Raw genomic sequence first — 20006 nt, forward strand, 5'->3', positions numbered from 1 at the left:
GCGACCTTAGCCGAAATGGACCAGGCCGATGACCGCGCCGGTCATCGCCGATGCACAATTGCCCGCGATCCACGATCGAAAGCCCAGCGCCGACACCTCGGCGCGCCGCTCCGGGCACAAGGTCGCGATGGTCGACACCAGCAAGCCGATGCTCGCCAGATTGGCGACACCGCACAGCGCATAGGTGACGATCAGCGTGCTGCGCGCGTCGAGCGTATCGACGGGCAGCGCGGCCAGATCGAGATAGGCGACATATTCGTTCAGGATGACCTTGGTCCCCATCAGCCCGCCCGCCGCTCCCGCCTGCTCCCAAGGCACGCCCAGCAGCCACATCACCGGCGCGAACAGCCAGCCCAGCGCGCGGCGCAATGTCACCGGCGCGCCCTCGACCAGCGGCAGCGCGCTCAGCATTTGATCGACCAGGGCGACCAGCGCGAACACCGTGATGATGACCGCGATCACCGCCAGGAACAGCTGCAACCCGTCCATCGTGCCGCGGATCACCGCGTCCAGGCTGCTGTCATAGCGCAGCACCGGCGCGTCCCTGTCCTCCGCCGTATCGCCGCCGCCCGGGACCATCAGCCGCGCGACCAGCAGCGCGGCGGGCAGCGAGATGAGCGAGGCGGCGATCATGTGGCCGACCGCATCGGGCACCGTCTTTGCCAGCGTCTGCGCATAGAGCACCAGGATCGCGCCGGAGATCGTTGCCATCGTCAGCACCATCACCGCGAACAGCTCCGACCGCTGCATCCTGGCGAAATAGCCGCGCAGCACCAGCGGCGATTCGACCACGCCCAAGAACACCGTCGCCCCCGCCCCCAGCCCGACCACGCCGCTGACGCCCAGCGTGCGCTGCAATGCCCAGGACAGCGCGCGCACGATGACGCTCAGGACGCGCCAGTGCCACAGCAGCGCCGACAGCGCGGAAAACACGATGACCAGCGGCAGGATCTGGAACGCGATGATCACCGGTGGCGCGGCCCCCGATGCCAGCTCGAACGGCAACGGCGCCCCGCCCAGATAGCCGAACATGTAGCTCGATCCGACCCGCGTTGCCTGTTCGATCGCGGTGACCGCGCGGTTGGCCAGCCCGATCGCCGCCCACACTGGCGGCACGCGCACGATCACGACGGCGATGACCAGCTGCAGCGCCAGCGCACCTGCCATCCATCGCCAGCCGGGTCGCGCCCGCCGGTCCTCCGACAGTGCCCAGGCGAGGCCGAGCAGCAGCGCGATGCCGATCAGCCCCCGAAACTGCGCCACCCCGTCAAGCATGCGGCCGGCCTATCAGAACTTCCACGCCGCGCCGAACTGGAACTGGCGCGGCGGCCCGGCATTGCGCTGTACGAACGGCGCGCCGCCGCCGAACTGCACCTGGTTGGACGTGCTCGCCGCATTGGCAAAGCCGGAGCGGTTGTTGGCGTTGAACAGGTTGAAGATGTCCGCGCTGAACTCGATCGCGCCGCGCCCGATATCGAGCGCATAGCGCGCGCCGATATCGACCTGCGTCGACCAGGGCAGCCGCCCGCTGTTGCGCCCGACACCCGGATAGCGGTCCGAATTGCCGACAAACGCCTCGCCGAACGACTGGCCGTCACCGTTCAGGTCCTGCGTCCCGAAAATGCCGGCGTCGGGGATGAAATTGACCGGCTGGCCCGACTGGAACAGCCCGGCGGCGGTCAGCGTCAGCCCGTCGACGGGATAGAGCGATCCGAATGCCGAGACGACATGGCGGCGGTCGTTGGCCGACGGGCCGAAATCGGCGGCGAAGTCATTGCTGTTCGACGCGCGGAAATTCAGGTCGTCGGTATCGTTGGTCAGCCGCGACCAGGTGTAGGACAGCCGGAAATCATAGAAATCGCCGCCGCGCACCTTGTTCACCTGAAGGTTGAGCGCCCGATAGGTCGACCGCCCGCCGCTCTCGGTGACGGTGATCTGGCGTGCGCCACCGGGCACCAGCGCCACCGGCCGGCTGGCATCGGCCACAGCCTGGGTGCGCACCAGCCCCAGCTGGCTCGCCAGCGCGATCCGCGCGGCATTGTCGGGCAATGCGCGCAGCCGCGCGATATTGGCCTCGGTCAGCGCCGCCAGATTGGGCGTGAACGGCGCGGGCGCGTTCAGGTCGCGCAGCCGCACCAGATCATAGGAGCGGTTGTAGATCAGATCGACCGCGATCGACAGCTTGGCCGACGCCTGGAACTGATACCCGCCGCTGAGCTGCAGCGCATAGGGATTGTCATAGCCATCCGGGTTCAGGATGCGCGCTTCGTTGATCAGCGCGGTGTCGCGCAGCCCCTGCACCGCTTGCGGCGGCGGACAGGCGCTGACCGTCGCGCAGCCCGGCGACACGGTCAGGTTGCCGTCAAAGGTCAGCGCGGCCAGATCGACGCCGCTGCGGATGATCCCGCGCTGCTGCAACTGGCCAAGCTGGGCGCGCAGCGCGGCGGCGGTCGTGTTGCGCTGAAGCGCGTCGGAAATGATCGTGTAGGGGATTTTGCCGGTGAACAGTCCCGCCCCGAAACGCAGCGCCGATCGCGCATCGAGCTTGTAATTGAGCGCCAGGCGCGGCGCGACATTGTCGAAATCCGCGCCGCCCCCGCCCTGTTCGGTCAGGCTGTCATAGTCCCAGCGCAGTCCCAGCGTCGCGGTCAGCTTCGGCCCGATCTGCCATTCATCCTCGACATAGGCGGCGAACAGCGTCTGGCCGGTGCCAAAGGTCTGTGGCCGCAATTCGACCGAATAGTCGATGACGCGCGGGTTAAGGGTGAGCACGTCGGCGGCCGCCAGGTCGAGGCCCAGCCCGCGCGCGTTGAGCGTGGCGATCTGCGCGGGGGTCAGCTCGACGGTGAAATTGCCGTCGACATTGCCGCCGCCCAGCAGCGCGAAGTCCGAATGGATGACGTCGATCCCCGCCGACACCCGGTGGTCGCCCAACCGGCGCTGCAGGCGATGGCGCGTCTGCCACGTTTCCTCCAGGTCGTCGAAGACGAAACCGGGGTGCCCGACCACGCCGATGGTCAGCCCGCTCTGGTCGCGGATCGCCACCTGCGGCCCCGCGCCATTGACCGGCCGGCCATAGTCCCAGCGAAAGCGACTATATTGCAGCGCGCCGTCATAGCTCCACACGTCGCCCGCATAGGCCGCCGACAGCGCGACCAGCGTCGAATTGCGCTCCTCGCTCGATCCCGCCGAGGGAAAGGTGACGTTGCCGCCGCCCAGCGATCCCCCCGGCCGCTCGATCGACACGCGACCGAAATTCCCCCGCAGCGCGACGTTCCAGTCCTCGGTCAGCCGGTGGTCGATGCGGAAAGAGCCGAGAAGGAAGCGGTTGTTCCCGGTGACGTTGCCGACCGTGCCCAGTACCGGCGCATCGACGATATTGGTGTTGCTGTCGCGGGTATATTCGAAATTGACGTAGAAGAAGGTCCGGTCGCGCTGCAGCGCGCCGCCGATCGCACCGCCGCCCTGATAGCGTTCGAAGCTCTCGCCCACCGGATTGCCCGTCAGGTCGCGGCGCGGAAAGGCCGACCGCGCGTCGAGCGGCCTACCGGGACGCACGAGCAGATAGGTCTCGCCGTGCAGGTCGTTGCTGCCAGATGGCGAGGTATAGTTCACCACGCCATTGGCGGTGCGCCCGTATGCGACCGAATAGCTGTTGGCCAGCACGGTCACCTCGCGAGTGAAGCCCAGCGGCACCGGGAATTTCGGCCCGCCCAGGAAATTCTCGTTATTGTCGAGCCCGTCGATCAGGTAATTGGTGAACAGGCCATTGGCGCCGTTGATTGAGATCACCGGGGCTTCGGGAAAAAAGCCCGTCGACGGCACGACATTGGGCAGCCGCACCAGCGCGGTGATCACGTCGCGCCCCTCGATCGGCAGTGCGCGCAGCGTTTCCTCGGGCAACGTGCCCGCGATCTCGGCATTGACGGTGTTGATGTTGGTGACCGCGCGGCGGCCGGTGACGATCACGTCCCCCTCCCCCGGACCGACCGCCAGCGTGACCGCGCGGATGTCGCCCGAACGCAGTTCGACCCCGTCGACCGCGATCGGACCGTGGTCGTCGCCCGCCGCGACCGTGACCCGATAGCGTCCGGCGGTGGTGATGCCGTCGATGCGCGCGCGGCCATTGGCATCGGTGGTGACCACCCGCGACTGGCCGATATCGGGATTTTCCACCGTCACCTGTGCGCCCGCGACGGGTGCGCCGCCATCGTCGCGCAGCACCGTGATCTGGATGCCCGCCTGTTGCGCGATCGCGGTGGCGGGGGTCGCGACGCCGATGCACGCCGCGATCATCAGTCCGCGCCGGTAGCTGTTGTGTTTCAACATGTCCCCCTTCTTCCCATTTCGATCGATCCGCCCCGCCGGTCATCCGGCCTTTCGCGTCAGAACCGGCACGGCTGACCCCGCCTGACGAGGTGGAGGTCGGCAAAGGCGGCCTCGGCCGTCGCCCCGGTATTGTCGGTATCCGTCGCCACCGCGATCAGCGCGATCCGGCCCATGTCGGTGCCGAACGCGCGCTTCAGGTCGGCGGCGACGTCGCGCCGCTCGCTGACCCATTGCCCCGCGCGCAGATTGCCCGACTGGAGCACGAACATGCGCGCGCGGTCGGTATAGGCATTGGGCACCACCGTTCCGACCGGGGCCTTGTTGTCCCAGACATAGTTGAGCGCCCCGTCGGGCAGCAGCTTGCCGAAGCGCGCGCGGCCGATCGCCAGCTTCATCCGCGTGCCCGCCGACATCGCGTCGCGCGGCAGGTCGATGCCGACGAAGATCCGCGCCGCCTGATCATCGCCCTTCCGGCTGCGGATGTCGGCGGCCTCGATCACGCCCGCCACGCGCCAGCGCCAGCACAGGACCGGCGTCGCGTCGAGCGCGAAGTCGACCTCGCGCGCGAACAGCGCCTGGCTGCGCACCGCGCGCGCGGCGATGGCCGCGATGCCGCGCTCACGCACCAGCCGATACTCGGTCTTCGGTACCCGCTTGTCGATCGCCACGACCGACCAGCCCGCGCTGCCCATGTCGAACCGGCCGAAATCGTCCGCATCGGTCGCCGGCCCTGCGCCGGCCGCGACCGCGCCCAGCATGAGGATCGCGAGCGACGGTCGGCGTAGACGGGAACGGATAGTTGCGATGCGCAAGGAAGGTCTTTCCGATGGAAGCCGGACGCGGGGCAGCTACGGCGCGGCGCGACTGATGGACGCGGCCGCGCTCAGCCCGCCTTGTTCAGCCGCCAGTCGTAATCGAGATAGCTGATGCTCAGCTTGCCGGCCTTGGCCTGCGCGGTCGCGGCGGGGCTCAGCCCGAGCCGGTCGCCATAAAGCGCCAGGAACGCCGGCAGGCTGCGCGCGCCGCGCCAGCCCTTCTCGAAATCGCCGCGATACCATTTGAAGATGCTCGACACCGCGACCCCGTTGCCCTGCACGCGGTTGCGAGTCCGGTCGCCCAGAAAGGCGCGCGTCGCCGCCTCCAGCTGCGCGTTGAGCGTCGCGCCGCGATAGGCGGAGGTCGCCAGCGCCGGACAGCCGATGCTCGCGCAATTGACCGCAAAGTGGATGCGCGGATCGTTGTAACGCCCGCTGCCGCGGATCATGTCGTGCTCGATATTGTCCAGCGTGACCATCTTGCCGAACAGACTGACGACGGGCTTCGACCACGGGCCCTGGATCAGGCTGCCCAGATCGCGGATCGACGCGATGCCCGGATAGCCGGTCAGCACCAGATCGACCGTCGCGGCGTTATAGACGTTGATCAGGAAAGCGAGCTGATCGGGCTTGGACCAGCCGTCAAAGGTCGCGCGGCTGACCTTCGCCGCCGAGGCCAGATAGCCTTTCAGCGCGGCGCGGTCGCGCGCCATGCCGTCATAGCGGACCTGCGACGACGCGCCGCCGCGGACGACGACCACGTGCCGCTTCACCAGCGCGTCCCATCCGCCATGGTCGAACCCCTGCGCCTGCGCGGCGGCGGGCGCGAACAGCATCAACAGGACCAACAGCAACCGGCGCATCGTCGTCATCCTCTCATCCAGCCATGATAGCGTTCCAGCCAGCGCAGCACGCCCTGCGGTGCGTGCGCGCGCTTCCATTCCCCCGCGACATATTTGTTGGCCTCGGCCATCGTCGGATAGCTGTGGATCGTGCCGAGCAGCTTGTTGAGGCCGATGCCGTGCTTCATCGCCAGCACATATTCGGCGATGATCTCGCCGGCATGGTCGCCGACGATGGTCACGCCGAGGATCCGGTCCTTGCCCGGCGGGGTCAGCACCTTGACGAAGCCGTGCGTCGCCCCGTCGGCGATCGCACGGTCCAGTTCGTGCAGCTCGAACCGGGTGACCTCGTGCGCCACGCCCTTTTCGTGTGCATCGCTCTCGCTCAAGCCGACGCGTGCGACTTCGGGGTCGGTAAAGGTCACCCACGGAATGACCCGGTAATCCGCCTTGTAGCGGCGGAACTGGCCGAACAGCGAATTGACCGCCGCATACCAGGCCTGATGCGCGGCGACATGGGTGAACTGGTACGGCCCGGCGACATCGCCGGCGGCGTAGATGTTGGGATAGAGCGTCTGGAGATATTCGTTGGTGATCACGGTCCGCCCGGTCTCGATCCCCAGCGCCTCCAGGCCATAGCCGGTCAGCCGGGCGACGCGCCCGACCGCGACGATCAACTGGTCGAACGTGATTTCCTCGGTCGCGCCGTCGCGCTCGACGATCAGCCATTGCGTGCCGTCGCCGCGCCGCTCGCACCGGACCGCCCGGCTGCCGGTGCGGACATCGACGCCCTCGGCCCGGAACCGCGTTTCGACCAGTTCCGACACGTCGGGGTCCTCGCGCGTCATCAGCCGCGGGGCCATCTCCACCTGCGTCACCTGTGCGCCCAGCCGCGCGAAGCTCTGGGTCAGCTCGCATCCGATCGGCCCGCCGCCGAGCACGACGATCCGCGCCGGCATCTCGCTGAGTTCGGCGAAACGGTCCCACATCGTGTCGCTGGTGACGTAGCTCACGTCTTCCAGCCCCGGGATCGGCGGGACGAACGGGGTGCCGCCGGTCGCGATGACGATGCCGCGCGTGGTCAGCCGTTCCTCGCCGCCGTCGTTGCGCTTGATCGCGACGGTCCAGGGACCGACGATCGTCGCATAGCCCTGGATCACCTCGACCCCTAGCCCGGTATAGCGTTCGACGCTGTCGTGCGGCTCGATGTCGCGGATCACCTGCTGGATGCGCGCCATCACCGCGGGAAAGGGGACGATCGGCGGCGTGTCGGTCAGGCCGTAATGGCTGGCGCTACGCATCTGGTGCGCGGTCTTGGCGCTGCGGATCAGCGCCTTTGACGGCACGCAGCCATAATTGAGGCAGTCGCCGCCCATCTTGTGCGCCTCGACCAGCGTCACCTTCGCCTTCACCGCCGCGGCGATATAGGCGGAGACGAGCCCGCCCGCCCCCGCGCCGATCACCACCAGATTGCGGTCGAACCGTCGCGGGCGTTGCCATTTGGCATAGACCTGCCGCGCCTTGATCCAACCGACCACGCCGCGCGCGATCCACGGAAAGATGCCCAGCGCGACGAACGACGCGATCAACCCCGGCGACGCGATCCCCGCGAGCGACTCGATGGCGGCCAGCTGGGTGCCGGCATTCACGAACACCGCCGTGCCCGCGAACATCCCGGCCTGGCTGACCAGATAGAAGGTCCCGACCCGGATCGTGGTCAGGCCCATCAGCAGGTTGACTAGGAAGAACGGGAATGCCGGCACCAGCCGCAGCGTGAACAGATAGAATGCCCCGTCGCGCGCCACGCCCGCATCGATGGCGCGCAGCCGGTCGCCGAAGCGCGCGCGCACCAGGTCGCGGAACAGGTAGCGCGACGCGAGGAAGGCGAGCGTGGCACCGATCGACGATGCGAACGAGACGATGACCGTGCCGAGCACGAGTCCGAACAGCGCGCCAGCCGCCAGCGTCAGGATCGCCGCGCCCGGCAGCGACGCGCCGGTCACCGCGACATAGACCAGGAAAAAGACCGCGATCACGGTCAGCGGCGACCGCTCGTAATAGCCCGCAAACTCCGACTGGCTGCGTTTCAGGCTTTCGAGAGTCAGCAAGCTGCCGATATCGAAGTAGAAAAACGCGACGACCAGTACGCCGATCAGTCCCAGGATCGCGATTCTTCTGATCAACGCCCTCTCCTCAAATCAACGCAAGAATTTGAAAAATACCCGTGCCGATACGATGGAACCTTCGGCCCTGTTCCTTTTACGGTGTAAGCGGTGTCCAGCGGATTGGCCAACACAAAGTATATCTTCGACCGTTGTAACCTTCTGCGTAAGGGAGTCGAACCACATTGTTCGCCCTTTTGTTCGTTGAGCGGGATCGTCAGCAGTTCGTCCGGTCCCGTCAAGGCATCGGGCGTGTCGGGCGGGCGACAAATTGGGGGCGTGCGTGCAATCGATCTACTGGGTGGTGACCTTCGCCTGCCATCGGCGCTGCCGGCACTGCTATGACGACCGCTTCCGCCCCTATGTTCGCGGCGCGCTCGATGCGGTCTTGGCGCAGGGCGAGCGGGCGATTCCCCGCATTCTCGCCAATCTGCCCGACGACATGCGCTGGCGTGACGCGGGCGGACGCTGGCACCCGACCCAGCTCGTCCTTGCCGGCGGCGAGCTGCTGATCGACGGGGTGCGCCAGCGGCTGTTCCACCCCCTCCTCGCCGGGATCGCGGATCGCTGGGGCGCGGCACGTCCGCGCATCTCGGTCCAGACGACGGGCGACATCCTGACCGACGACCTGCTTGCGGACATGCTGGCGCGCGGGGTCGACACGGTCGCGGTTGCCAGCATCGACGATCACCACGCGGGCCATGCAGGTCAGGCAAAGTTCCGCCTGATGGACCGGCTGCGCGCGATGATGACGCATCACGGCATGGTCGAAATCACGCCCGGCGACCCGCGCCCGGTGCCGCGCGCCACGCCAACCTTCCTCTTCTTCGGGGCGCAACCCGACCTGTGGATCGGTGAGATCTGGCCGCGCGGCCGGGCATGGCTGAACGGCCTGTCCACGGCGGACTATACGACAAACTTCTGCGCGCGCTGGTCGGGGGGCAAGGGCTTCCTCGACATCGGTCGCGCGGGATCGGAAGTGGCGATCGAACCCGACGGCTCGCTCTATCCCTGCTGTCTCAAGACCGCCGCGCCGCTCGGCAATCTGACCGAGGAGCGGTTGCTCGACATTCTCGCCGACCTGCGCGACGAAGCTGCGCTCCAGTCGATCAATCGCGGCGATCCCGAGGGGATGGGGCTGGCGTCGGGATGGTCGCGCGACGACTTCCGCGCACGCGCCGCGACGGCGGATCCTTTGGGGCGCGCGTTTGCCAACCCCTGTATCGGGTGCGACCGCTATTTCGCCGAGCGGCTTGGCCCCGTGCTCGCCGAGCGGCGCCGCCAGCGACTGGCGCGACGTGGCCCGCCCGACCTCGCGGTCGAGCGACCAGTCCCGATTGCGTGAGGGCCGAAGGCCGGGGCGGCACCGCGCATGGCGCGGCGGCCGCTTCCCGCCTTACTTCTTGCCGAGCGAGAGCCCGCCGAACCGCTTGTTGAAGCGCGCGACCTGGCCACCCGAATCGAGCAGGCGCTGGTTGCCGCCGGTCCACGCCGGATGCGCCAGCGGGTCGATGTCGAGCTGCATCGTGTCGCCTTCCTTGCCCCAGGTGGAGCGCGTTTCGAACACGGTGCCGTCGGTCATCTGCACCTTGATCATGTGATAATCGGGGTGGGTATCTTTCTTCACGTCGTCATGCTCCGTCAGTGGCTGGTTTCCGACCAGCCGGACAAGGAAGGCGGCGCACTACACGCCGACTTTGCGAATTGCAACCACGCGGGGTTGCAGAACACCAAGAAAGACTGTCACCCCGGGCTTGACCCGGGATGACGGAAGGTTCTGGTCCCACGATGACGGCGTGTGCTCGATTAGCCAGAATTTCACGCCGACGGCGCGTCGGCGATCATTGCGGTGAACGCGGCGCTGGCGGCGAGCTGATCGCCGAGCAGCGCCCGGCCCTCGAACTTGCACACCGTGGCGCGTTTCTGGACAAAGGCGACGTCGAGGGTCAGCAGCACGCCCGGCTCGACGGGCTTGCGGAACTTGGCCTGCTCGATCGCCATGAAGTAGACGAGCTTGCCCGAACCGGCGAGGCCCAGGCTCTCGACCGCCAGGATGCCGGCCGCCTGCGCCAGCGCCTCGACGATCAGCACGCCGGGCATGATCGGCCGGTCGGGGAAATGCCCCTGGAAAAATCCCTCGTTGATCGTCACCGCCTTGGTCGCGCGGATCGACCGGTCGAGGATGAGGTCCTCGACCCGGTCGACCAGCAGCATCGGGTAGCGATGCGGCAACGCCGCCATCACCCGCCGGATATCGAGCGGGCCGATGGCGGTCGGGGTATCGGCCGCGTCGCTCACCGACCCTCGGGCCGCGGCGTCGCCGGTGCCGGGGTGCCGGCGGGCGCGGTGCCGGCGGCGGGACGCTGCGGCGGCGGCGGCGCGGTCACGCTGACGCTCGCGAGCTGCTGGTTGAGTGTCGTCAGCACGCCGTCGGTGATGTCGACGGTCGGTGCGGAAAACAGCACGCTGCCGCGATCGACCGCAATCTGCGCGCCGCGCTGCTGCGCGACCTGCTGGACGATCGGCAGCATCTTCTCGACGATCTGCTGGCGGACATAGGCGGCGTTGCGCTGGACGGTGTTTTCCTGCTCGGCGACCTGGCGCTGCGCGGACTGCTGGCGCGTCTGGAACGCCTGGACACGCTGCTGGAGCGCGGCGTCCGGATTGCCCTTGGCGGCGTCGATCGCGGTCTGAAGCTGCTGCTGCTCGGTCTGCAGCGGCGTGCTCAGCTGCTGCGCGAGCTGCTGGAGCGAGGTCACCTGGCCCTGGAGCTGGGTGTTGGCGGCGCGGCACGCGGTGCAGTCGCGCAGCACGCGCTCGCTGTCGACCACGGCGACGGTGGCCGCGGGAATCCGCTGGGCCATCGCCGGCGTGGCGGCAAGCGCGGCGAACGACGCCGCGGCAACAAGAGAAGTCTTGGCAATACGCATTAGAATGCAGTCCCTACGTTGAAAGTGAAGAGCTTGGGGTCATCGCCCTCGACCGAGAGGATGTCCTTGGCAAGGTCGAGCCGGAGCGGCCCGAACGGTGAGTTCCAGTTGACGCCGACGCCCACCGAGACGCGTGGCCGCGGGGAATCCCCCAGGAAACGCTCGATGAACTGGAGCTGCGGCGCGTTGGCGTTGCCGGCCGCGTCGGTCGCCGCGGTCGTGGACGAGAAGGTGCCGTCGGCATTGCGGCCGATAAACAGCGGTGCGCCGTTCGGATCGGTCGCCTGCGGCGCCTGGAGGATCGGGCGGGTCACGCCGAACAGCGCGCCGACCTGCACGAAGACCGAAGGACGCAGCCCGAGCTCGGCCACGCTGGCACCCAGTGGCGGCTCCAGCTCGATCTTGCCGAGATAATAGGCGCGACCGCCGAGCGGATCGTCGGTCCGGTCGCGACGTCCGGTCAACAGCTCCTGGACGCCCGTCTGCGGATCGATGCCGGAGAAGAACAGGCGCTGGACGCGCGGCCCGACGCCGCGGATCTGGAAGCCGCGGAACTGCGGTTCGCCCAGATAGAAGCGGTCGATGATCCGGACCGGATCGATGCCTTCGCCCGGACTATCCTGCAACGACTTGATATATCCGCCCTCGGCCCCGACCGAGAGCACCCAGCCGCGCCCGAACGACCAGTATTTGTCGAAATCGACCCGGCCGCGCAGATAGCGGACATCGCCGCCCAGGCCGGCGAAATCGCCGGACAGCGACAGCTGCTGCCCCCGCGTCGGGCGAAGGCGGCTGTTCAGGTTGCTGAAGATCAGCGCCAGCGTGATGCTCGACGTCAGCCGGTTGCCGATCTGGTCGCACAGGAATCGCCCGGCGCGCAGCGGGTCGCACACCCCGTTGGTGAAGAACAGGTCCTCGTCCAGCGTCACGTCGTCCTGCTGCAGCGTGTAGCGGCCCGACAGCTGCCAGAACTCGGTCAACGGCACGCCGCTGACGATCGAGAAGCCGGTCGACACCTGCGAGAACGTGGTGTTGCGATCGTTGTTGATGAAGTTGAACGAATTGAAGTCGCGGCGGAAGATCGTGCCGCCGAGCAGGATGGGCTTGTCGAACAGGAAAGGTTCGGTGAAGCCGACCTCGGCCGATTTCTGGAACGAGGAATAGCTGACCTCGGCGCGCAGGTCCTGGCCGCGCCCGCGGAAATTGCGCTGGCGGATCGCGCCCTGGAGGATGAACCGCTCCAGGCTCGAGAAACCTGCCGACAGCGACAATTCGCCCGTCGACCGTTCCTCGACGTTGGCGGCGAGGACGACGCGGTCCGGGGCCGACCCTTCCTTGCGCTCGATCTCGAACTTGTCCTGGAAATAGCCGAGCGAGTTGATGCGGTCCTGTGAACGCTTGACCAGGAACGTGTTGAACGCGTCGCCTTCCGCCACCCGCATCTCGCGGCGGATGACCTTGTCCTGGGTCAAGGTGTTGCCGGTGATGTCGATACGCTCGACATAGGTCCGGTTGGCCTCCGCGAGCTGGAAGGACAGCGTCATCGTCAGCGCTTCGCGGTCGCGCTTATATTCGGGCCGGACGTCGGCATAGGCATAGCCGAACAGGCCGGCATATTCGCTCAGCTGGTCGAGCGAATCCTCGACCAGCTTGGCGTTGTACCAGTCGCCCTGTTTGATCGGCAGCGTCTTGGCGAGCGCCTCGTCGTCGAAATCGCGGATCGCGCTGTCGACGGTGACCTCGCCGAACTTGTAGCGCGGGCCTTCCTCGACGACATAGGTGATGATGAAATCTTCCTTGTCCGGGGTCAGCTCGGCGACCGCGGAAATCACGCGGAAATCGGCATAGCCCTCGGTCAGGTAGAACTGGCGCAGCTTCTGCTGGTCATAGGCCAGCCGGTCCTGGTCGTAGCTGGTGTTCGAGCTGAACAGGCGGAACCAGCGCGACTGCTTGGTCGCCATCTCGCCGCGCAGCGTGTCGTCGTCATATTTCTCGTTGCCGAGGATATTGATCTGGCGAACCTTCGACTTGGGGCCCTCGTTGATCTCGAAGATCACGTCGACGCGGTTCTGGTCGAGCGACACCATCTGCGGCTCGACCGACGCGGCGAAGCGGCCCTGGCGGCGATAGAGCTCGATGATGCGCGCAACGTCGCTCCGCACGCCGCTGCGCGTGAAGATCTGGCGCGGGGCGAGCTTGATCTCGGGCAGGATCTTGTCGTTCTTCAGCCGCTTGTTGCCTTCCAGCACGACGCGGTTGATGATCGGGTTTTCGCGCGTGCGGATGATCAGGTCGCCCGTCTCGACGCCCTCGATCGACACGTCGGCCAGCAGGTCGCTGGCATAAAGGTCCTTGATCGCCTGGTCGACCGTCTCGCTGGTATAGGGCTCGCCGACGCGCAGCTTGGTATAGGACAGCACCGTCTCGGGCTCGATGCGCAGAGACCCTTCGACGCGCAGCGAACGGATCGTGCGCACCTGGGGCGAGGTCGCGGGCGCGGCGGCCTGTGGCGGCTCGGGGGCGGTCGTGGTGGGTGCCGGCGCGGGGGCCGGTGCGGTCTGGGCCAGCGCGTCGCCCGACAGCGGGACGCCCGCCAACATGCTGCCGGCAAGCAGCATCGCGGTCGACGCCGTATATTTGGAAACCGTCTTCGCTCTCACCATAAACCTCAAAACCGGAAAAACCGCCCGCGCTTGTCGCGCACGCCCTGCACCAACCGCTTTAGCCGATCAACCCGGCCAGGTTCCGCCACACCCCGAACGATCCCAGATCGTTGACCGTGACGAGCACCATCAACGCCAGCAGCGCCGCCAGCCCGCCGCGAAACGCCCATTCCATGACCTGCGGCTCCACCGGCCGCCGCCGTACGCCCTCCAACGCGTAGAACAGCAGATGGCCGCCATCCAGCATCGGGACTGGCAACAGGTTGATGAATCCCAGATTAATCGAAACCAGCGCAACCAGGAACAGGAAGTCCGGCAGGCCGAGCGCCAGCTGCTCGCCCGATGCGCGCGCGATGCTCAACGGCCCGCCCAGTTCCTTGACCGAACGGCGTCCGGTGATCACCTGGCCCAGCGTGTCGACCATCATCGTCACGATCGATCCGCATCGGCGCAGCGCCACTGCCGGCGCCTCGACCAGGCTGACCGGCCGGGCCACCGCGGTGCCGCGCTCCACGCCCAGCTGGCCGATGCGATAGACGTTGCCGAAGCGGTCCTGCTGCGTTTCCACGCCGATCTTCGCCGACAGGCGAAGCGGCGCGCCCGCGCGGACCACATCGATGCCGACCGTCTCAGCCGGACGGATTTTGACGAAGCGGGCGATCTCGTCGAACGTCTCGACCGGGCGACCCGCGAGCGCGACGATCCGGTCGCCCGATCGCAGCCCCGCCTGTGCCGCGGCGCTGCCCGCCACCACGCGTTCGATCACTGGCGGCGTGCGCGCCTCGCCATAGGCCAGCGCAAAACCCATCAGGATCAGGATCGCGGCGACGAAATTGATCGCCGGGCCCGCGGCAACGATGATCGCGCGCTGCCACAGCGGCTTGGCCTGAAAGGTCTGGGCACGCTCGGCGGGGGGCAGCGCCAGCCACTCCGGGTCGGGCTGGCTGGCGGGGTTCATGTCGCCGGCAAAGCGGACATAGCCGCCGAGCGGCAGCCAGCCGAAACGCCAGCGCGTGCCGCGCCGGTCGGTGAAGCCGGCGACTTCATGGCCGAAACCGATCGCGAACACCTCCGCCTTCACGCCAAAGGCGCGGCCCGCCAGATAATGGCCCAGCTCGTGCACGAAGACGAGCGGCCCGATCACGAGCACGAATGCGACCGCGTACAACAGGAACCCCGGCGCTTCGGTCAATGCACGCAATCCTTTACTCGTTCCCGCGCGACCCGGCGCGCTTCCGCATCGACACCCAGCACGGCTTCGAGCGTCAGCGGGTCCTCCGGATCATAGCCCGCCAGGGTATCCTCGACGATTGCGGCAATTTCGAGGAAGCCGATCCGGCGATCGAGGAACGCGGCGACCGCGACCTCGTTGGCGGCGTTCAGGATCGCCGGCTTGGCCCCGCCGGCGATCAACGCGGCGCGGGTGAGGCGCAGCGCCGGGAAGCGGTCCGCGTCGGGTGCCTCGAAATCGAGCCGCCCCACCGCGACCAGGTCGAGCGGCGGCATCGGCGTCGCCATCCGGTCGGGCCAGGCGAGCGTGTGCGCGATCGGCACGCGCATGTCTGATGGGCCGAGCTGCGCCAGCATCGACCCGTCGACATATTCGACCATCGAATGGATGACCGACTGGCGGTGCAGCACGATCTCGATCTGCGCCTGCGCGACGGGAAACAGCCGCGCCGCCTCGATCAGTTCGAGCCCCTTGTTCATCAGCGTCGCCGAATCGACCGAGATCTTGGCCCCCATCGACCAGTTGGGGTGCGCCACCGCCTGTTCGGGCGTCACCTGCGCCATCTGGTCGCGCGTGAAATCGCGGAACGGCCCGCCGCTCGCGGTCAGAATGACGCGGCGGATCCGCTCGGGCCGGGCGAAGTCGAAGCACTGGAAGATGGCGTTATGCTCCGAATCGGCAGGCAGCAGCGTCGCGCCCGACCGCGCGGCGGCGGCCAGGATGACGTCGCCCGCCGACACCAGCGGCTCCTTGTTGGCAAGGACGACGGTGCTCCCCTGCTCGATCGCGGCCATGATCGGGCTGAGCCCGGCACAGCCGACGATTGCGCCCATCGTCCAGTCGACCGGCATCCGCGCGGCTTCGCACACCGCCTCGGGTCCGCCGCCGGCCGCGATGCCGGTGCCCGCCAGCGCCTCCCGCAGCGCCGGCAGGCAGCTTGCGTCCGCCACCGCCGCAAAGGCCGCGCGGGTGCGGATCGCCGCCGTCGCCAGCCGCTCGACATCGCAATTGGCGGTCAGCGCGACGACGCGGAAGCGTTCCGGCTCGCGCTCGATCAGGTCGAGCGTCGAGGTGCCGATCGAGCCGGTCGCGCCCAGGATGGTAACGGTTTTCATGACAGGAGCCCTGAAATCAATTCTGGCGTGACGACGAACAGCGCGGCGAGCGGCGCGACGGGGACCAGCCCGTCGAGCCGGTCGAGCACGCCGCCATGGCCGGGCAGCAGCGTGCCCGAATCCTTGACGCCGGCCCGCCGCTTGAGCGCGCTTTCATACAGGTCGCCGGCCTGGGCGACGACGGCGAGCAGCGGCGTCGCGGCGGCGAGGCGGACGGGCAGCCCGAAGCCGTGCATCACCGCGCCGAATGCCCCGGCGGCGATGACGCCCCCGCCCAGCCCGGCCCAGGTCTTGTTGGGGCTGATCGCCGGGGCCAGGCGCGGTCCGCCGATCGCGCGCCCGGCGAAATAGGCACCGATGTCACAGGCCCACACCAGCGCGAGTGCCCAGAAGACCAGCAGCACGCCGTCGATGCGGTCGCGCAGCATCAGCAGCGCCAGCGCAGGCAGCCCGGTATAGGCGACGCCGAACGCCAGCCGCGCACGCCGCGTCACGATGACGACGAAGAATGCCGCCCCCGCGATCAGCCCCAGCGCGAAGAAGCCCGGGCCCGCCGCCCACGGGCACATGATCGCCAGCGGCACCGACAGCGCGAACTGCGCGAGCCGCGTCGTCGTCGCGCTGGCACCCGTCAGCCCACCCCATTCCGCGAGCATCAGCAGGCTGGCGATGACCACCAGCAGCCAGAAGGCCCAGGTGCCGAGCAGCAACGCCGCGCCCGCCGCCGCGATCAGCAGCATGCCGACGAGCGCGCGGACGGGAAGGTCGGACCGGCGGGGCGACGGCGCTTGCGACGTCACAGACCACCGAAACGCCGCTGACGCCCCGCGAAGATATCGAGCGCCTGGGCCAGCGTCGCGCCGTCGAAATCGGGCCACAGCGTGTCGACGAACACCAGCTCGGCATAGGCCGCCTGCCACAGCAGGAAATTGGACAGGCGTTGCTCGCCCGACGTGCGGATCAACAGGTCGAGCGGCGGCAGGTCGCGCGTCGTCAGTGCCGCCTCGAACGCCGCTTCGTCGATGCTGTCGGGGTCGATCTCGCCCGCCTGCGCCCGGGTCGCCAGCGCGCGTGCGGCCGCGACGATCTCGGCCTGCGCGCCGTAATTGAGCGCGATCACCAGCGTCTGGTCCTCGAACGCGGCGGTTCGCGCGACCGCATCGTCGATCATCGCGACGATGTCGTCGGACAGCACGTGATAATCGCCGATGACGCGTAGCCGCACGCCCTCGCGCACCAGTTCGTTCAGCTCGCTGCGCAGGAAATGGCGCAGCAATCCCATCAGGTCGCTGACCTCTTCGGCGGGACGCCGCCAGTTCTCCGAAGAAAAGGCATAGAGCGTGAGCGCCTCGATGCCCAGTTCGCGCGCGGCGCGCACCACGCGGCGCACCGCCTCCACGCCCTGCTTGTGCCCGGCGATGCGGGGCAGCCGCCGCGCCTTCGCCCAGCGGCCATTGCCGTCCATGATGATCGCGACATGACGCGCGGGTGCGCCCGCATCGGGCGACGGCACCGCATGGGCGGGAACCGCGGTCACTTGCCCAGGATTTCCTTTTCCTTGGCGGCGGCGGCGGCATCGAGATCGGCGATCGTCGCGTCGGTCAGCTTCTGGACTTCGGTTTCCATCCGCTTGCGCTCGTCCTCGCTGATCAGGCCCTTTTTCTCGTCCGCCTTCAGGCTGTCCATCCCGTCGCGGCGCACGTTGCGCGCGGCGATGCGTGCCTTTTCGGCATATTGGCCGGCCAGCTTGGCCAGCTCCTTGCGCCGTTCCTCGGTCAGGTCGGGGATCGGCAGGCGCAGCGTGGTGCCGTCGACGATCGGGTTGAGGCCCAGCCCCGCCGACCGGATCGCCTTGTCGACCGGGCCGACATTCGACTTGTCCCACACCTGCACCGACAACAGCCGGGGTTCGGGGGCGGAGACGGTGGCAACCTGGTTGAGCGGCATGTGCGAGCCATAGACCTCGACCGTCACCGGATCGAGCAGCGAGGTCGACGCGCGCCCGGTCCGCAATCCGCCCAGGTCGTGCTTCAGCGACTCGACGGCGCCGGCCATGCGGCGTTCCAGATCGGCCTTGTCATATGCGGCCATCGGCGGCTCCTCTTCTTGTTCTTGCTCAGTTCGGATTGTTCTGGACGATCGTCGACGTGCCCTCGCCACGCAGCACGGCGGCCAGATTGCCCTCCGCGCGGATGTTGAATACGACGATCGGAATGTCGTTGTCGCGGCACAGCGCGACCGCGCTTGCGTCCATCACCTTCAGGTCGTCGGCCAGCACGCGGCTGAAGCTCAGCGTGTCGTACCGCTTGGCGGTCGGCACCTTCTTGGGATCGGCGTCATAGACGCCATCGACGCTGGTGCCCTTGAACAGCGCATCGCACTTCATCTCGGCCGCGCGCAGCGCCGCGCCGGTATCGGTGGTGAAGAACGGGTTGCCGGTGCCGGCGGCAAAGATCACCACCCGCCCCTTCTCCAGATGGCGCTCGGCCCGCCGCCGGATATAGGGCTCGCATACCGAGGCCATCGGGATCGCCGACTGGACCCGGGTGTCGACGCCCAGCTTTTCCAGCGCGTTCTGCACCGCGAGCGCGTTCATGACGGTCGCCAGCATGCCCATATAGTCGGCGCTCGCCCGGTCGAAGCCCTTGGCCGCACCGGCGAGCCCGCGAAAGATGTTGCCGCCGCCGACAACCAGGCACAGCTCATGCCCGGCTTCGCGCGCGGCCTTCACCTCGCGCGCGACGCGGTCGCAGGTGGCAGGGTCGATGCCGAACTGGCCGGAGCCCATCAGGACTTCGCCCGACAGTTTCAGGAGGATGCGCTGGAAACGGGGCTGGGTCATGGTTCCGAACTGGCTGGCCGAAGCGGCTTTGGGTCAAAAGGAAGCGGCGCGGACCTTAGAGGTGCCGCGCCGCCATGCCAAGCGAGCAATCGCCGCACATGTCGCGCGGCGATCCCGTACGGGCTCAATCCTTCTTGAGGCCCGCGGTCGCCGCCACTTCGGCCGCGAAATCGCTTTCTTCCTTCTCGATACCCTCGCCCAGCTGGTAGCGGACATAGCCGGTCAGCGCGATCGCGGTGCCCGCATCCTTCGCGGCCTTGGCCACCACGTCGGCGACCGGGGTCTTGCCGTCCATGACGATCGGCTGGCTCAGCAGCGCGTTTTCCTTGGCGAACTTCTTGATCGCGCCGTCGACCATCTTCGCGATGATGTCGGCGGGCTTGCCGCTTTCTGCGGCCTTTTCGGTCGCGATCTGGCGCTCACGCTCGATCACGTCCTGGTCGAGGCCCGTCTCGTCGAGCGCCAGCGGGAACGCGGCCGCGATGTGCATCGCGATCTGCTTGCCCAGCGGCTCGAGCACGTCGACGCCCGCGTCGCTTTCCAGCGCGACGAGCACGCCGATCTTGCCCAGGCCCGGCGCGGCGGCATTGTGGACATAGGGGATGACCGCACCCTGGCCGACCGAGATCCGCGCCGCGCGGCGCAGCACCTGATTCTCGCCGATCGTCGCGATGTTGGCGGTCAGCACTTCGTCAACGGTCGCGCCCGATTCCATCTTCGCGGCACGCAGCGCGTCGAGGTCGTCGCCCTGGTCGAGCGCGATCGACGTGACTTCGCGGACGAAGCTCTGGAAAATCTCGTTCTTGGCGACGAAGTCGGTCTGGCTGTTGACCTCGACCGCGACACCCTTGGTGCCCGCCACCGCGATGCCGACCAGGCCCTCGGCCGCGGTGCGGCTCGACTTCTTGGCGGCGGCGGCCAGTCCCTTGGTGCGCAGCCAGTCGACGGCGGCTTCCATGTCGCCGCCCGTTTCGGCCAGCGCCTTCTTGCAATCCATCATGCCAGCGCCCGAACGCTCGCGCAGTTCCTTGACGGCAGCGGCGGTGATCTCGGCCATGTTCGTTTCCTTCGGTTCGG

The 20006-nt window shown here is 67.9% G+C and carries 17 protein-coding genes; 1 reads left to right on the forward strand and 16 read right to left on the reverse strand.

Going from position 1 to position 20006, the window contains the following annotated elements:
• Nucleotides 1-6: 6 nt before the first annotated feature.
• From GO308_RS05820 to GO308_RS05840, 5 genes are all read right to left on the reverse strand, one after another.
• A complete protein-coding gene (locus GO308_RS05820; protein ID WP_240884491.1) occupies nt 7-1275 on the reverse strand; it encodes a nucleoside transporter C-terminal domain-containing protein in 1269 nt (422 codons plus the stop codon).
• Nucleotides 1276-1287: 12 nt separating this feature from the next.
• Nucleotides 1288-4329: a TonB-dependent receptor gene (locus tag GO308_RS05825; protein ID WP_240884498.1), complete on the reverse strand. Its 3042-nt coding sequence runs from the start codon at nt 4327-4329 to the stop codon at nt 1288-1290.
• A 56-nt stretch (nt 4330-4385) separates the two neighbouring features.
• Nucleotides 4386-5087, reverse strand: coding sequence for a DUF3047 domain-containing protein (locus GO308_RS05830; protein ID WP_066480931.1), 702 nt, complete (start codon nt 5085-5087; stop codon nt 4386-4388).
• Nucleotides 5088-5212: 125 nt separating this feature from the next.
• Nucleotides 5213-6016: a DUF547 domain-containing protein gene (locus tag GO308_RS05835; RefSeq protein WP_240884499.1), complete on the reverse strand. Its 804-nt coding sequence runs from the start codon at nt 6014-6016 to the stop codon at nt 5213-5215.
• Entirely contained in the window at nt 6013-8169 is a 2157-nt protein-coding gene (locus GO308_RS05840) for a bifunctional TVP38/TMEM64 family protein/FAD-dependent oxidoreductase (RefSeq protein ID WP_240884500.1), read from the reverse strand. Before GO308_RS05840 ends, GO308_RS05835 begins: the two co-directional genes overlap by 4 nt.
• A 262-nt stretch (nt 8170-8431) precedes the next feature.
• Between GO308_RS05840 and GO308_RS18710 the strand changes: the two genes are divergently transcribed.
• Nucleotides 8432-9493, forward strand: coding sequence for a radical SAM/SPASM domain-containing protein (locus GO308_RS18710; protein ID WP_240884507.1), 1062 nt, complete (start codon nt 8432-8434; stop codon nt 9491-9493).
• A 51-nt stretch (nt 9494-9544) separates the two neighbouring features.
• Here the strand turns inward: GO308_RS18710 and rpmE are convergent, their stop codons facing one another.
• The 11 genes from rpmE to tsf all read right to left on the reverse strand — a co-directional run bounded on the left by rpmE (nt 9545) and on the right by tsf (nt 19986).
• A complete protein-coding gene (rpmE, locus tag GO308_RS05850; RefSeq protein WP_066480934.1) occupies nt 9545-9775 on the reverse strand; it encodes a 50S ribosomal protein L31 in 231 nt (76 codons plus the stop codon).
• Nucleotides 9776-9966: 191 nt separating this feature from the next.
• Entirely contained in the window at nt 9967-10446 is a 480-nt protein-coding gene (fabZ, locus tag GO308_RS05855) for a 3-hydroxyacyl-ACP dehydratase FabZ (RefSeq protein WP_066480936.1), read from the reverse strand.
• Nucleotides 10443-11078, reverse strand: a complete 636-nt coding sequence (locus GO308_RS05860; RefSeq protein ID WP_066480938.1) for an OmpH family outer membrane protein — start codon at nt 11076-11078, stop codon at nt 10443-10445. The genes fabZ and GO308_RS05860 overlap by 4 nt, the downstream gene beginning before the upstream one ends.
• On the reverse strand, nt 11078-13741 hold the full coding sequence (bamA, locus tag GO308_RS05865; protein WP_240884514.1) for an outer membrane protein assembly factor BamA: 2664 nt from the start codon (nt 13739-13741) through the stop codon (nt 11078-11080). The genes GO308_RS05860 and bamA overlap by 1 nt, the downstream gene beginning before the upstream one ends.
• Before the next feature lie 58 nt (nt 13742-13799).
• Nucleotides 13800-14933: a M50 family metallopeptidase gene (locus GO308_RS05870; RefSeq protein ID WP_240884516.1), complete on the reverse strand. Its 1134-nt coding sequence runs from the start codon at nt 14931-14933 to the stop codon at nt 13800-13802.
• Nucleotides 14930-16087 (reverse strand): 1-deoxy-D-xylulose-5-phosphate reductoisomerase, encoded by a 1158-nt coding sequence (gene dxr, locus GO308_RS05875; protein WP_240884518.1) that lies wholly within the window; start codon nt 16085-16087, stop codon nt 14930-14932. Before dxr ends, GO308_RS05870 begins: the two co-directional genes overlap by 4 nt.
• Entirely contained in the window at nt 16084-16887 is an 804-nt protein-coding gene (locus tag GO308_RS05880) for a phosphatidate cytidylyltransferase (protein ID WP_346769010.1), read from the reverse strand. Before GO308_RS05880 ends, dxr begins: the two co-directional genes overlap by 4 nt.
• Nucleotides 16884-17624 carry an isoprenyl transferase gene (locus GO308_RS05885; protein ID WP_082731050.1) on the reverse strand — a complete coding sequence of 247 codons (741 nt, stop codon included), beginning with the start codon at nt 17622-17624 and terminating at the stop codon, nt 16884-16886. Before GO308_RS05885 ends, GO308_RS05880 begins: the two co-directional genes overlap by 4 nt.
• Nucleotides 17621-18178, reverse strand: coding sequence for a ribosome recycling factor (frr, locus tag GO308_RS05890; protein ID WP_066480942.1), 558 nt, complete (start codon nt 18176-18178; stop codon nt 17621-17623). Before frr ends, GO308_RS05885 begins: the two co-directional genes overlap by 4 nt.
• Before the next feature lie 25 nt (nt 18179-18203).
• Nucleotides 18204-18929 carry a UMP kinase gene (pyrH, locus tag GO308_RS05895; protein ID WP_066480943.1) on the reverse strand — a complete coding sequence of 242 codons (726 nt, stop codon included), beginning with the start codon at nt 18927-18929 and terminating at the stop codon, nt 18204-18206.
• Between the two features lie 124 nt (nt 18930-19053).
• Nucleotides 19054-19986, reverse strand: coding sequence for a translation elongation factor Ts (tsf, locus tag GO308_RS05900; RefSeq protein WP_066481004.1), 933 nt, complete (start codon nt 19984-19986; stop codon nt 19054-19056).
• Between the last annotated feature and the right edge of the window lie 20 nt (nt 19987-20006).

Source organism: Sphingomonas sp. SFZ2018-12 (genome assembly GCF_022496715.1).
Taxonomy (GTDB): domain Bacteria; phylum Pseudomonadota; class Alphaproteobacteria; order Sphingomonadales; family Sphingomonadaceae; genus Sphingomonas.

Coding starts and splice junctions, on each gene's coding strand:
- tsf (WP_066481004.1), bottom strand. CDS start 19,986: ATGGCCGAGATCACCGCCGCTGCCGTCAAGGAACTGCGCGAGCGTTCG.
- frr (WP_066480942.1), bottom strand. CDS start 18,178: ATGGCCGCATATGACAAGGCCGATCTGGAACGCCGCATGGCCGGCGCC.
- GO308_RS05830 (WP_066480931.1), bottom strand. CDS start 5,087: ATGCTGGGCGCGGTCGCGGCCGGCGCAGGGCCGGCGACCGATGCGGAC.
- bamA (WP_240884514.1), bottom strand. CDS start 13,741: ATGGTGAGAGCGAAGACGGTTTCCAAATATACGGCGTCGACCGCGATG.
- GO308_RS05835 (WP_240884499.1), bottom strand. CDS start 6,016: ATGACGACGATGCGCCGGTTGCTGTTGGTCCTGTTGATGCTGTTCGCG.
- GO308_RS05860 (WP_066480938.1), bottom strand. CDS start 11,078: ATGCGTATTGCCAAGACTTCTCTTGTTGCCGCGGCGTCGTTCGCCGCG.
- GO308_RS05825 (WP_240884498.1), bottom strand. CDS start 4,329: ATGTTGAAACACAACAGCTACCGGCGCGGACTGATGATCGCGGCGTGC.
- pyrH (WP_066480943.1), bottom strand. CDS start 18,929: ATGACCCAGCCCCGTTTCCAGCGCATCCTCCTGAAACTGTCGGGCGAA.
- GO308_RS05820 (WP_240884491.1), bottom strand. CDS start 1,275: ATGCTTGACGGGGTGGCGCAGTTTCGGGGGCTGATCGGCATCGCGCTG.
- dxr (WP_240884518.1), bottom strand. CDS start 16,087: ATGAAAACCGTTACCATCCTGGGCGCGACCGGCTCGATCGGCACCTCG.